We start from the raw sequence: 13,459 nt of genomic DNA, 5'->3' as shown, positions 1-13,459 counted from the left end.
TCGCTTGCACGCTATTGAGACAGCTGTTCCTTGATGACGGCTGGCTGCACCAGCTCACCGGTATCGTTGCCCCAGGCGTTGCGCTCATAGGTGATGACAGCCGCCAGCTCGACCGGGCTCAGCACATCGGCGAAGGCCGCCATGGGCGTGCCCGCCTTGCCGTTGACCACGATATCGATGTGCGCCTGCATGTCCTGGGTGACGATGGCGCTGCCCACCAGCGAGGGGAACGCCGGCGGCATGCCCTGGCCGTCCGGCTGATGGCAGGAGGCGCAGATGGTGGCGTAGGTCTTCTCGCCCTTCTCCATCAGCTCCTCGAGGCTCCAGTCACGACCGGCATCGTTGAGCGCGGCCTCGGCTTCGGCCTTGCGCGCGATCAGCCACTCGTCGAATTCGGCCTCCGGCAACGCCTCTACGACCACCGGCATGAAGCCGTGGTCCTTGCCGCACAGCTCGGTGCACTGGCCACGATAGGTGCCGGGGGTCTCGATACGCGTCCAGGCCTCATTGATGAAGCCGGGGATGGCGTCTTTCTTGACGCCGAAGTCCGGCACCCACCAGGAGTGGATGACATCGGCGGAGGTGGTCAGGAAGCGCACCTTGCGATTGATGGGCAACACCAGCGGGTTGTCGACTTCCAGCAGGTAATGCTCGCCCTTGGCGGCGGTGTTGTTGATCTGCTCGCGCGGGGTCGCGAGGCTTGAGGTGAAGGCGACATCCTCGCCCAGATACTCGTACTGCCAGCGCCATTGATGGCCGGTGATCTTCACGTCCAGCGCCGACTCGGAGGCGTCGTACATGTCCTTGAGCGTGGCGGTGGCAGGCACCGCCATCACCACCAGGATCAGCAGCGGGATGGCAGTCCACAGAATCTCGATACGGGTATTTTCATGGAAGCTTGCCGATACCGCACCGCGTGACTTGCGGTGCTTGATCATCGCGTAGCCCATCACACCGAACACCACGATGCCGATGACCACACAGATCCAGAAGATGATCATGTGCAGCGAGTGGATCTCGCGGCTGACCGCGGTGACCCCGACCGGCATGTTGTACTCGACTGCCAGCACCGAAGGGGAAAGGGCTGTCAGTGACAAGGTCGTCAGTGACAGGGGCGTCACTGTACGCCGCAAGCGCAGACGCATTGGCCTGGTGACACGGGAAAGGCATTCCGCGATCCATGACATCGGCGCCTCCTTGTCATTGTTATCGAGAGCCTCACCCAGGTGACGGCGCTGAGCGGCTCCCCGTGCTCCGACTTGCTTCGAGTATAGAAGAGCTTGGCGGAACACAAGGTCGCGTGGATCAACCCACTGATACTCCTTGGTCGCAAGGCAGAGCGAGGCAAAAACGGCTACCCCGCGCGTGATGCCGCCTGAGCACAAGGCAGCGGCGCGCTTCTGCGTTCAGTCCACGCAGAGAGGCGGCGTTTCAGGAATGTCCTGCAGGTTTGCTGGCGACATGCCGGCGCGCGTCGGGGCGACCAATGGCGAAGTTATATGCGCATTTATCGATGTTAGCGTCACGCCGATCTGCACCAGTGTGTTGAAAGTCTTGCTTGAAAACCCTGACGTAAGGTCTTGCTCGGCGGGCGCTCGACAGCGGCATGTCGAGCTGACAACCGGCACACGCCAGCACGCCCTACTCAATCCATCACCACGCTCCTCGGAATCTGCCATGAACGCCATCTGGCTTGCCCTGTTCGGCTGCGTTGCCTTCGCTATCGGCTATCGCTTCTATTCCCGCTTTCTGGCCGAACGCATCTTCCGCCTCGACCCGAGTTTCGTGACACCAGCACACGCGCTGCACGATGACACCGATTACCTGCCGACCAATCGCTGGGTGCTGTGGGGCCACCATTTCACCTCGGTGGCGGGCGCAGCCCCCATCGTCGGCCCGGCGATCGCCGTCTACTGGGGCTGGTTGCCGGCCGTGCTGTGGGTCGTGCTGGGCAGTCTGTTCGCGGCAGGCGTGCATGATTTCGGCACCTTGACGCTATCGGCGCGCCATCGCGGCCAGTCGGTGGGCACCCTGGCAGACAAGCTGATCGGCAAGCGTGCCAAGCTGCTGTTTCTGTTCATCATCCTGATTCTGGTCCTGATGCTGAACGCGGTGTTCGCCTGGGTGATCGCCAATCTGTTCATCAACTTCCCGGCCAGCGTGCTGTCGGTACTGATCCAGATTCCGCTGGCGGTATGGATCGGCCATCGCGTCTATCGTCGCGGCGGCAAGATGCTGATTCCCTCACTGCTCGCGCTGATGGTGATGTATGCCGCCGCGCTGCTGGCTGGCCAGTTCGAGTTCCTGCAGATCGATCTGGTCGGTGCCTTCACCGCCATGGCCGGTGGCGAGAATGCCACCCTGCTGTTCGGCCTTTCGCCCATTTCCAGCGCCTTCCTGGTGTGGATCATCGCGCTGATGAGCTATGTCTATATCGCCTCGGTGCTGCCGGTCTGGAAGCTGTTGCAGCCTCGCGACACCATCAACTCTCACCAGCTGGTGGTCGGGCTGGTACTGCTGTATCTGGGGCTGGCCGTGGGTGGCCCACAGCTGACGGCACCGGCCTTCAACGCCGAGGCCGAGATGTCCTTCTACCCGCTGCTGTTCATCACTATCGCCTGCGGCGCCATCTCGGGCTTCCATGGGCTGGTCGCCTCCGGCACCACCTCCAAGCAGCTGTCCCATGAACCGGATGCGCGCCTGATCGGTTACTCCGGCGCGCTGGGCGAAGGCATGCTGGCGCTGATTTCCATCATTGCGGTGGCAACCCTGTTCGCCACCCAGGCCGACTTCACCGCAACCTACTCAAGCTTCGCTGCCGCCGGTGCCAACGGCCTCTCCAGCTTCGTGCAGGGCTCCGGTCAGTTGATCTCGCATCTCGGTCTGCCAGTCAACGTCGGCAGCACCCTGGTCGCGGTCATCGTGGTCAGCTTCGCGGCCACGACACTGGACTCCGCCGTACGGCTGATGCGCTACATCATCGCGGAACTGGGCAGCGAATACGGCATGCCGGCACTCAGCCACAAGCATGTCGCCACCAGCATCGCCGTCATCGCCAGTGCCGCGCTGGTCATCCTGCCGCAGGGGCCCAAGGGCTTCGGCTCCGGCGGTTACCTGCTGTGGCCGTTGTTCGGCACCAGCAACCAGCTGCTGGCGGGCATCTCGCTGATGCTGGTGTCGGTGTGGCTCAAGCGTCAGGGCCGCCCTGTCATCTATACCCTGGCCCCGATGGTCTTTTTGATGATCATGACGCTGTGGGCGATGGTGCAGCAGGTGGTGCTGGATTGGTCGGGCATGGGCAGCAATGACCCACAATGGCTGTTGTTCACCTTCGGCAGCCTTATCATGGTGTTTGCGCTGTGGATTCTGCTCGAGGCCAGCCGCAGCCTGACGTCTCCCGCCCGGGTGAGCGCTCATGAGAGCTGATGACGATACCCTGTTGGCGTCATCACCACGCCTGCCGAGTCTGACAAGGCGCCTGCTGACAGGCGCCATTCAGCTGCGGGATGGCTGGGAGGCCATGCTGCGCGTCAACCAGCAGCGCGATCTGGCGCAGCTTGCCCGTGAGGAGGAAGACATCTTCATGATGATGAGCTTCGCGGAGCTGATGGGCATCCCCAATCCGGCGCCGGCCGTCTCGCTGGAGATGCTGCCACTGATGCTGGAACGCATGCATGACTGGCACCTGCGTCAGGGGCTCGAGCATTCACCGTTGGAAGGGATCAAATGCTGCTGAACTGGCTCAGACGGCGTCGCCGACAGGATGAGGCCCGCCGCACGCATGCAGCCGAAGGCCGCTCCGACCCCGGCATGGCGCGTGATACGCAAGAGGAAGGCGCCATCCCCCGCCCCGAGATCTGGTTCTTCGGTGGCAAGGGCGGTGTCGGCAAGACCAGCTGCGCGGCGGCCCAGGCGCTGGCACTGGCGGAGAAAGGCGAAGCGACCCTGCTGGTATCGACGGACCCCGCGCACAATCTCGGCGATCTGTTCGGTGCTGTCGGTGGCAAGCCCTGCAACATCGCGCCGCGACTCGACGTGATGGAACTGGACCCCGAGCGGGAATGCGACCGCTACCTGGAGGCGGTCCGCCAGCGGATCGCCCCCCTGGTAAGTGGCGAGCGCAGTGCCACCGTGATGCGCCAGCTCGAACTGTCACGCCACGCTCCCGGCACCAGTGAAGCGGCGCTCTTCGATGCGCTGGTGGAGATCATCCTGACTCCGCCAGCCCCGCTGGAAGATGAAGCTTCACATTATCGCCACATCCTGTTCGATACGGCACCAAGCGGGCACACCATTCGCCTGCTCAGCCTGCCCGAAGTGCTTGGCGGCTGGTTGGAGGGCATGCTGGGTCAGCGCAGGCGCGCCGTCGCCGAACGCAGCCTGTGGCTGGACAGTCAGCAGGCGTCAGAGACGCCAGGCGAAGAAGCGCCGAAAGACCCGATCAGCGAGGCGCTGGAGCAACGCCGTACGCGCTACACAGCATTGCGTCAGCGCTTGAGCGATACCCGCCGGGCGCGCGTGATTCTGGTCAGCACGCCAGAGAAGCTGCCGTGTCTGGAGACGACTCGAACACGAGAGGCGCTGGAAGCTCATGGCCTGGCCGTCGGCGGCTTGATCATCAATCAGTGCCTGCCGGAACCCGCCGCGCAAGAGGCTGGCAAGACCCTCTCAGCGACCCACGAGCCGCAGGCTGACTGGGTCGCGACCTGGCGAGAACAGCAGCAACGCTGGGCCGCCAGACTGGAGGAGGCCTTCGCTGATCGCCCCTGCCTGCGCCTGCTGCGCCAACCACAGCTGCCGGAGGACCACGCAAGCCTTGCCCCATTGGTGGTGCAATTCACGGCGTTCCGCCCCTGGTCACCCGTCCCTACCGCGCCCTCTTGCGGTTGCGCTGCTCGCGCCAGATGACTCGAGAGGCTGCCCTGCTCTTAAGCTCTTAAGCGCTTCCGCCCTCACGCTCTCATTCTGATCCGCCCTGTGCTGGCAACATGCGTTTGCGTACAGGGTCGGGGAGTTCATCATTCAGACACTTCGATCTGATAACTTATTCAGAATTTGCGCATATTGATGCACCATCACTGTCCTGGCCCCACCTGACTTGCGCACGCGCCCTGTGTGAGGCGAGACATGTGCACGCCTGCGGGCATGGCAAGCGAATTGCTTCGTCTTGCATCCCCCTCCATGACGTTCAGAATGCAGCTCACATGGCAACAATCTGTTGCAACAGGGTGCGCAATAACTGCACAAAACAACCATACAGTCGCCTCGCCATTCCGATAGAATAGCGGGCTAAATATCTTCCTCTTCATGACATCGTTGCTTTGACGTGCCGCACCTGCGGTGAGTCACAATGTGGCGATAATGGCGCACTTCAGCCCCTGAATTTCGTAAAGGACGCTCCATGGCCCCGACTTCCCCCAGTCAATCCCGCTTGCAGAGACACCCATTGGCTTTCAATGCCCGCCGCCTCGGCCTGCTTCCGGCAAGCCTGCTGCTGGTCGGTGCCCTGCTGGCCGGCTGTAGCGGCGACAAGGAGGAGGCTGGCCAAGGCCCCGCCGCAGGCGCCAGCCAGGCCGCTCAGGTCGATGTCGTCACCGTCACTGCCCAGGATGTACCGCTCACCAGCGAGCTTCCGGGCCGCACGCGCGCCTATCAGATCGCAGAAGTGCGTCCGCAGGTCGGCGGCATCATCGAATCGCGCGACTTCACCGAAGGCAGTGACGTCGAGGAAGGTCAGGTGCTCTATCACATCGATTCGCGCACCTATCGCGCCGATGTCGAGAGCGCCAAGGCGAGCCTGGCGCGTGCCGAGGCGAGCCTCAACACCTCGAGCCTCAAGGCCAAGCGCTTCAAGAACCTCGTCGCGCGCAAGATGGTCAGCCAGCAGGATTACGACGATGCCGTGGCTACCGTCGGCGAAGACCGTGCCGATGTCGCCTCGGCCAAGGCCGCGGTATCCAGCGCGCAGATCAACCTGGATTACACCAAGGTCACCTCACCGATCAGTGGTCGTATCGGCAAGTCCAACGTCACCAAGGGCGCACTGGTCACGGCCAGCCAGGAAACCAGCCTGGCCACCGTCCAGCAGCTGGACCCCATCTATGTCGATCTGACCCAGTCCGCCACCGAAGTGCTGCGTCTCAAGCGTGAGCTGGGCGAGAATCGCGATGCCGCCACCGCTCCGGTCCAGACGGAAGTCGAGCTGGTGATGGAAGACGGCAGTGTCTACGGCGCCAAGGGCAAGCTGCAGTTCGCGGATGTCACTGTCGACCAGGGGACCGGCATGGTCACGCTGCGCGCACTGTTCCCCAACGAAGATGAGCTGCTGTTGCCGGGCATGTTCGTGCGTGCCCGCCTGACCGAAGCCGTCGCCAAGGATGCCATCCTGATTCCGCAGAAGGCCGTGAGCCGTGACAGCACGGGCCAGGCCAGCGTGATGACGGTCAATGCCGAGAACAAGGTCGAGGCCAAGCAGGTCGTGATCGGTCAGGCCATCGACAATCAGTGGCTGGTGACCAGCGGCCTCGACAGCAATGACAAGGTCATCGTCAGCGGTCTGCAGAAGATCAAGCCGGGTGCCACGGTCGAGATCGCCTCGGACGAGACAGGCACTGACCAGAACGCCGCACCTCAGTCGCGGACTGCTGCCAGCAGCGACTCCTCGGAAAGTGAACAGGCCAGGACCGGCGATAGCCAGTAAGCCTGCCCCCGCTTTTCGCGCCACTGTCGCCAGCCAGACGAGAGACGCTTCTCGTGTGACTGGCGACCGTCCCGAACGACGTTCCAGGAGCCTCAAACGTCATGGCCAGATTCTTCATCGATCGCCCTATCTTTGCCTGGGTGCTCGCCATCATCGTGATGCTGGGGGGTATCTTCAGTATCCTCAAGCTACCGATCGAGCAGTACCCCTCGCTGGCCCCTACCAGCATCACCATTCAGGCCACCTACTCCGGTGCCTCTGCCCAGACGGTGGAAGACACGGTGACCCAGGTCATCGAGCAGCAGATGAACGGCATCGACAATCTGCTGTACATGAGCTCGACCTCGGACTCCCAGGGCAACGCCAGCATCGAGCTGAGCTTTGACACCGGCACCGACCCCGACATCGCTCAGGTTCAGGTACAGAACAAGCTGCAGCTGGCCACTCCGCGTCTGCCGCAATCCGTACAGAACCAGGGTGTCTCGGTCACCAAGTCCTCCGGCAGCTTCCTGATGGTCGCGGCCTTCGTCTCTGACGACGGCAGCATGACCAAGCAGCAATTGACCGACTATGTCGCCTCCGACATCCAGGATGAGGTCTCGCGTGTCCAGGGCGTCGGCGAGACACAGCTGTTCGGCGCGCCGGGGGCCATGCGAGTCTGGCTCGACCCGCAGAAGCTCAACAACTTCAAGCTGACCACCAGCGACGTCACCACGGCCATCAGCACGCAGAACAACCAGATCGCCTCGGGCCAGCTGGGCAATCTGCCGGCGGAAGAAGGCCAGCAGCTCAACGCCACCATCGTGGCGCAGACCCTGTTTGAAACGCCGGAGCAGTTCGGCAACATCCTGCTCAAGACCCAGGAAGATGGCTCTCAGGTCTATCTGCGTGACGTCGGCCGCGTCGAGAAAGGCGCCGAGACCTACAGCACCGTCAGCCGCTACAACGGCAAGCCTGCTGCAGGCCTGGGGATCAAGCTGGCCTCGGGCGCCAACGCGCTGGACACCGTCCAGGCCGTCAAGGACCGCCTCGATGAACTGTCCGCCTACTTCCCGCCGGGCATGAGCTTCAAGGTTCCGTACGACACCTCGCCCTTCGTCAAGATTTCCATCGAAGAAGTGGTGATGACACTGCTGGAAGCCGTGGCACTGGTCTTCCTGGTGATGCTGCTGTTCCTGCAGAACTTCCGCGCCACCCTGATTCCGACCATCGCGGTACCGGTCGTGCTGCTGGGCACCTTCGGGGTGCTGGAAGTGCTGGGCTTCTCCATCAATACCCTGACGATGTTCGCCATGGTGCTCGCCATCGGGCTATTGGTCGACGATGCGATCGTGGTGGTGGAAAACGTCGAACGCGTCATGCACGAAGAGAAGCTCTCGCCACTGGAAGCGACTCGCAAGTCGATGGGCCAGATCACCGGCGCACTGGTGGGTATCGGCCTGGTGCTGTCATCCGTGTTCATTCCGATGGCCTTCTTCCCCGGCACCACCGGCGCGATCTTCCGTCAGTTCTCGGTGACCATCGTCTCGGCGATGACGCTGTCCGTACTGGTGGCATTGATCCTGACGCCGGCCCTGTGCGCCACCCTGCTCAAGCCGACCAAGGAGAAGACCACCGGCTTCTTCGGCCTCTTCAACCGGGTCTTCGATCGCTCCAACGCGCGTTACCAGAAAGGCGTTGGCGGCATGCTCAAGCGCACCGGTCGCTCGATGCTGGTCTATGCATTGATCGTCGTCGGCTGTGGCGTGGTATTCACGCGCATCTCGACCGGCTTCCTGCCGGATGAGGATCAGGGCTATCTGTTCAACCAAGTCATCCTGCCGGTGGGCTCTACTCAGGAGCAGACGCTCGAGACGCTGGAAAAGGTCGAGCATCACTTCCTGGTCGATCAGGAAGATGCGGTTCAGGAAATGTTCGACGTCGCCGGCTTCAGCTTCGCCGGTCGCGGTCAGAACATGGGTCTGGCCTTCATCAACCTGAAGCCGTGGGATGAGCGCGAGCGCGATTCCTTCAGCGTGGTCAGTGAAGCACAGAGCTACTTCAGCACCTTGAAGGAAGCCCTGATCTTCGCCATCAACCCGCCGCCGATCATGGAGCTGGGCAACGCCAGCGGCTTCGACATGATGCTGGTCGACCGTGGCGGCATCGGCCACAAGGCATTGACCGACGCGCGCAACCAGCTGCTGGGCATGGCGGGCCAGAATCCGGCCGTGACCGGCCTGCGCCCCAATGGTCTGGAAGACAGCCCGCAGTTCACGCTCAACATCGACGAACTCAAGGCGACGGCGATGGGTGTCTCGCTGTCAGAGGTCTACTCGACGCTTTCCACGGCGTGGGGCTCGACCTACGTCAATGACTTCCTCGACAACGGCCGCACCAAGAAGGTCTATGTGCAGGCGGAAGCCAGTGCCCGCATGCAGCCGGAAGACCTCAAGAAGTGGTACGTACGCAACACCTCCGGCGAGATGGTGCCGCTGAGCGCCTTCATCAACGGCGAGTGGACCTACGGGTCGCCGCAGCTGGAACGCTACAACGGCGTCTCCTCGATGGAACTGCTGGGACAGGCGGCACCGGGTTACTCCACCGGTGAGGCCATGCAGGCCATGGAAGAGATGGTCAGCCAGCTCAACAATGGCGTCGCGCTGGAATGGACCGGCATCTCGCTGCAGGAATCCCAGAGTGGCGGCATGGCACCGTATCTGTATGCCATCTCACTGGTCTTCGTCTTCCTGTGTCTGGCCGCGCTGTATGAAAGCTGGAGCATTCCGTTCTCCGTCATGCTGGTGGTACCGCTGGGGGTGCTGGGAGCCCTGCTCGCCACCTGGATGCGCGGACTCGACAATGACGTCTACTTCCAGGTCGGCCTGGTGACGACCATCGGGCTCTCGGCCAAGAACGCGATCCTGATCGTCGAGTTCGCCAAGGACCTTGAAGTGCAAGGTCGCTCGCTGATCGATGCCACCATGGAAGCCGTGCGCATGCGCCTGCGCCCGATCCTGATGACCTCGCTGGCCTTCACCCTGGGTGCCGTGCCACTGGCCATCTCGACGGGGGCGGGTGCCGCCAGCCGTCACGCCATCGGCAACGGCGTGATCGGCGGGATGATCTCGGCCACGGTGCTGGCGATCTTCCTGGTGCCGGTCTGCTATGTGGTCGTGCGCCGCCTCTTCGGTGAGCCGAAAGACCTCAAGCGAGCCCACGAAGCGGCCCGCCAGGAGGATGACCTTGTCTGATCTCTGATCACGACAGAAGCCTCATTGCTGTCACATTGCGTGACGGCCCTGCACGCCGCCCTCTCCGGGCGGCGTGCCTGTTTGCAGGCTGGCAAAAAAAGGCGCGCTCACGCGGCAAGCATTGAGTGCCATCAGCCTTTTGCGGCATCATGCTACTATCGAACACTGTTTGCCTGCGCAGGCCTGGTGCTTCCACAGCTCCCATACCTTCGCAGGTCCGCGTGTGCATGGGGCCAGGCCGCTGACGGCGCATCCTCGAGAGCGCATCCTCGAGAGCGCTGTCCCAAGAGCGCAGCCGCAGGCGTGGTCAAGCCGCGGCTGACAACGCCTGCGGCTGCCCCGAACACGCGCGGCACGGCGATACACCACCCGATCCCGCTGGAGCGACATGCCTCGACCCCTTGCTGCCCTGCGCCGCTACACTCGGCGTACCTTTGAAACCCGTGATCCACCGCAGGTGTTCGCGCCTGTCACGTCTGGCGTGTCACGGCGGCGGATGCGTGCCTGCGAGTGCTGCGACCTCGTCGTGGCGCTGCCGGCGCTCAAGGCCGGCGAGCGCGCCCGCTGCCCGCGTTGCGACCATCTGTTCGCCCAGCGCCACGCCCATGCCGTGCAACGCACCCTGGCACTGGCGATGGCGTGCCTGGTGATGCTGGTGCTGACGCTGCCCTTCGAGTTCATCGCCTTTGCTACCAGTGGCATCTCGGCAAGTCTCAGCCTGATCGATACACCCGCCGCCCTGACGGCCGAGTCCTATCCTTCTCTGGCCGTGCTGCTGATCCTGACCATCGTGATGCTGCCGGCACTCTACCTGCTGGGTGTCATCTACACCCATGCGGCCATCGGACTGAAACTGCCCTTGCCGGGCATTCGCGGCATTGCGCGCACCCTGAGCCACCTGCGCCCGTGGATGATGGCAGATGTGTTTCTGGTCGGCGTGATGGTGAGCCTGGTCAAGATCGCCGGCATGGCCGATATCAGCTTCGGTCCTTCCTTCTGGGCGTTCTGCGCCTTCGCCCTGCTGATGACCAAGACGCTGGCCAGCATCGACGGGGATCGCATGTGGTTCGCGCTGGCGGGCGAGCCAGCCGCCCCCAGCGGTACGCTGCCGGGCATCGGTGCCGCCTTACAGGGACTGGCCAGTTGCCATAGCTGCGGCCTGATCAATGCCTGCGGCGAACGGGAGGCGCACACCCACTGCCGCCGCTGTGGCGACCCAGTCCATCAGCGCAAGACACAGAGCCTGCAGCGCACCTGGGCCTGGCTGATCGCGGCGGCGATTCTGTACATCCCCGCCAATGTCTTCCCGATCATGACCACGGTCAGCCTCGGGGAGAACGACCCGCAGACGATTGCCGGTGGCATCGTGGTGCTCTGGTCACATGGTGACTGGCCCATCGCGATGGTCATCTTCATCGCCAGCATCCTCGTGCCGGCCTCGAAGATGATCGCCATCGCCTGGCTGTGCATCAGCGCCCAGCGCCCCGAGGTGCAACATGCGCGAGCGCGGGTGACCCTGTACCGCATCACCGAATATATCGGGCGCTGGTCGATGGTCGATGTCTTCGTGGTGGCGCTGCTGGCCGCGTTGATCCAGCTGGGTGCGCTGATGTCGGTGCACCCGGGGCCTGCGGCGCTGTCCTTCGCCTGCGTGGTGGTGCTGACGATGCTGTCGGCGTTGAGCTTTGACCCGCGCCTTGTCTGGGACACCGAGACGGAGAAGACAATGATGGCGAACACGCTGTTCGGTGATCTGCCGCTGACACCGCTGACGGGCTCCGCGTCTCTTGCCTCATCCTCGCAGGCCACGCCTCCGTTCACGACGCCATTCACGACCCCGAATGCCTCCCGCATTCCCCCTTCCGCTGCCGCCTCACAGGATGACTTATGAGTGATGATTCTCGCGCTCGTCGTGAAAGCCGACGCCGCCTTTCGCCAATCTGGATAGTCCCGATCGTGGCCCTGCTGATCGGCGCCTGGATGGTGTGGCACAACTACGCCAGCCGTGGCCCGCTGATCACGATCGAAATGGAGACGGCGGAAGGCATCGAAGCGGGCAAGACACTGATCAAGACCCGTAACGTCGAGGTCGGCAAGGTCGAATCCGTGCGTCTGTCGGACAACCTCGACAAGACCATCGTCACCGCGCGCATGTCCAGGGACAGCGAGCGCATGCTCAATGCCGACTCGCGGCTCTGGGTCGTGAAACCGCGCATCGGTCGCGAGGGGATCAGTGGCCTCAACACCGTACTGTCGGGGGCCTATATCCAGCTTCAGCCCGGCGACAGTCGCGATGAGGAGGATCACTTCGTGGCGCTGGAACAACCGCCGGTGACCACGCAGGACGCCAAGGGGCTGCGCATCGACCTCACCAGCAACGATGGCAGCGTGCTCTCCGACGGTGACCCCGTCACCTACGAAGGCTTCGTGGTCGGGCGCGTGGAATCCAGCGAGTTCAGCCCCAGCGAGAAGGAGATGCACTACACCCTCTATATCGACTCGCCTTACAACGAGCTGGTGACCTCCACCACACGTTTCTGGTCCACCAGCGGAGTCAGCCTGCGCCTGGATTCCCAGGGCCTGCAGGTCGATGTCGGGTCACTGGAAAGCGTACTGAGCGGCGGGGTGGCCTTCGGCATTCCCGAAGACCTGCCGCGTGGCCGCCCTGTGGTGGAGAACACCTCCTTCACGCTGTACTCCGATCAGGAAGAGGCCCGTGAAGGCAGCTTCCACCAGGCCATCGACTACGTGATCATGGTCGACGATACCGTGCGTGGCCTGTCGCGTGGCGCGCCGGTGGAATTCCGCGGCGTCCGTCTCGGCACCGTGGTCAGCGTGCCCTATCGTCTGACCCACCAGCGCGTGCGGACGCTGTCGAGCTTCGAGATTCCGGTGCTGATTCGCATCGAGCCCGAACGCCTCGAGGGGCAGGTCGATGACGAAGGCGTCAAGCAGTGGGAGAAGCGACTCGAGCGACTGTTCAAGCGTGGCATGCGCGCAACGCTGAAATCCGGCAACCTGCTGACCGGTGCCCTGTTTGTCGATCTCGATTTCTATGACAACCCGCCACCCTACAAGGCCGACACCTTCGATGATATTGACGTCATGCCGAGCGTGTCAGGCGGCCTCGCGCAGATGGAAGCCAAGCTCAATGCGCTGCTCGACAAGCTCAATGCACTCGATGTCGAGCCGGTACTGAGCAACCTGAACAAGACGCTGTCGGCCTCCGAGAGCCTGGTGAAGCGTCTCGACAAGACCGCCGGCCATGTCGATGCCCTGTTGGGTTCCGACGAGGTGCAGAAGCTGCCGGGCGATATCAGCACCAGCATCGACAACCTCAATCGCACCCTGGATGGCCTGACGCCGGATTCTTCCGCCTACCGCAAGCTGGAAGGCGATCTCGAACGACTGGATCGTGTGCTCAAGAAGGCGGAACCGCTGCTCGATACGCTGGAGAAGAACCCCTCCAGCCTGATCTTCGACAAGCCGACCACTCGCGATCCGATTCCAAGGGCCCAATGATGAC

Annotated in this window: 8 protein-coding genes; 7 read left to right on the top strand and 1 reads right to left on the bottom strand. The window is 63.0% G+C overall.

Annotated features, from left to right (window positions below; all coding sequences use genetic code 11):
• Positions 1-11 precede the first annotated feature (11 nt).
• Positions 12-1,145, bottom strand: coding sequence for a cytochrome c oxidase subunit II (gene coxB / locus AC5WNJ_RS04645; protein ID WP_373456563.1), 1,134 nt, complete (start codon positions 1,143-1,145; stop codon positions 12-14).
• Positions 1,146-1,677: 532 nt separating this feature from the next.
• Here coxB and AC5WNJ_RS04640 point away from each other — a divergent pair.
• The 7 genes from AC5WNJ_RS04640 (at position 1,678) to pqiB (ending at position 13,455) form a co-directional block, all read left to right on the top strand.
• Positions 1,678-3,426 (top strand): carbon starvation CstA family protein, encoded by a 1,749-nt coding sequence (locus AC5WNJ_RS04640; RefSeq protein WP_495930506.1) that lies wholly within the window; start codon positions 1,678-1,680, stop codon positions 3,424-3,426.
• The gene (locus tag AC5WNJ_RS04635; protein ID WP_217485768.1) at positions 3,416-3,736 is read left to right on the top strand and encodes a cory-CC-star protein; all 321 of its coding nucleotides are present in this window, start codon (positions 3,416-3,418) and stop codon (positions 3,734-3,736) included. The genes AC5WNJ_RS04640 and AC5WNJ_RS04635 overlap by 11 nt, the downstream gene beginning before the upstream one ends.
• Entirely contained in the window at positions 3,727-4,908 is a 1,182-nt protein-coding gene (locus AC5WNJ_RS04630; RefSeq protein ID WP_495930505.1) for an ArsA family ATPase, read from the top strand. Before AC5WNJ_RS04635 ends, AC5WNJ_RS04630 begins: the two co-directional genes overlap by 10 nt.
• A gap of 493 nt (positions 4,909-5,401) precedes the next feature.
• Positions 5,402-6,700: an efflux RND transporter periplasmic adaptor subunit gene (locus tag AC5WNJ_RS04625; protein ID WP_253062656.1), complete on the top strand. Its 1,299-nt coding sequence runs from the start codon at positions 5,402-5,404 to the stop codon at positions 6,698-6,700.
• 101 nt (positions 6,701-6,801) lie between these two features.
• Positions 6,802-9,933 (top strand): efflux RND transporter permease subunit, encoded by a 3,132-nt coding sequence (locus AC5WNJ_RS04620; protein WP_495930504.1) that lies wholly within the window; start codon positions 6,802-6,804, stop codon positions 9,931-9,933.
• A 388-nt stretch (positions 9,934-10,321) separates the two neighbouring features.
• On the top strand, positions 10,322-11,824 hold the full coding sequence (locus AC5WNJ_RS04615; protein ID WP_176676473.1) for a PqiA/YebS family transporter subunit: 1,503 nt from the start codon (positions 10,322-10,324) through the stop codon (positions 11,822-11,824).
• Positions 11,821-13,455, top strand: coding sequence for an intermembrane transport protein PqiB (pqiB, locus tag AC5WNJ_RS04610; protein ID WP_176676472.1), 1,635 nt, complete (start codon positions 11,821-11,823; stop codon positions 13,453-13,455). Before AC5WNJ_RS04615 ends, pqiB begins: the two co-directional genes overlap by 4 nt.
• Positions 13,456-13,459 lie beyond the last annotated feature (4 nt).

This window comes from Cobetia sp. PDI-23MA, from assembly GCF_059507735.1.
The sequence above is the reverse complement of the archived record's forward strand: the minus strand, read 5'-3'. Positions and strand labels throughout refer to the sequence as shown.

Coding starts and splice junctions, on each gene's coding strand:
- AC5WNJ_RS04615 (WP_176676473.1), top strand. CDS start 10,322: ATGCCTCGACCCCTTGCTGCCCTGCGCCGCTACACTCGGCGTACCTTT.
- AC5WNJ_RS04630 (WP_495930505.1), top strand. CDS start 3,727: ATGCTGCTGAACTGGCTCAGACGGCGTCGCCGACAGGATGAGGCCCGC.
- coxB (WP_373456563.1), bottom strand. CDS start 1,145: ATGCGTCTGCGCTTGCGGCGTACAGTGACGCCCCTGTCACTGACGACC.
- pqiB (WP_176676472.1), top strand. CDS start 11,821: ATGAGTGATGATTCTCGCGCTCGTCGTGAAAGCCGACGCCGCCTTTCG.
- AC5WNJ_RS04635 (WP_217485768.1), top strand. CDS start 3,416: ATGAGAGCTGATGACGATACCCTGTTGGCGTCATCACCACGCCTGCCG.
- AC5WNJ_RS04625 (WP_253062656.1), top strand. CDS start 5,402: ATGGCCCCGACTTCCCCCAGTCAATCCCGCTTGCAGAGACACCCATTG.
- AC5WNJ_RS04640 (WP_495930506.1), top strand. CDS start 1,678: ATGAACGCCATCTGGCTTGCCCTGTTCGGCTGCGTTGCCTTCGCTATC.
- AC5WNJ_RS04620 (WP_495930504.1), top strand. CDS start 6,802: ATGGCCAGATTCTTCATCGATCGCCCTATCTTTGCCTGGGTGCTCGCC.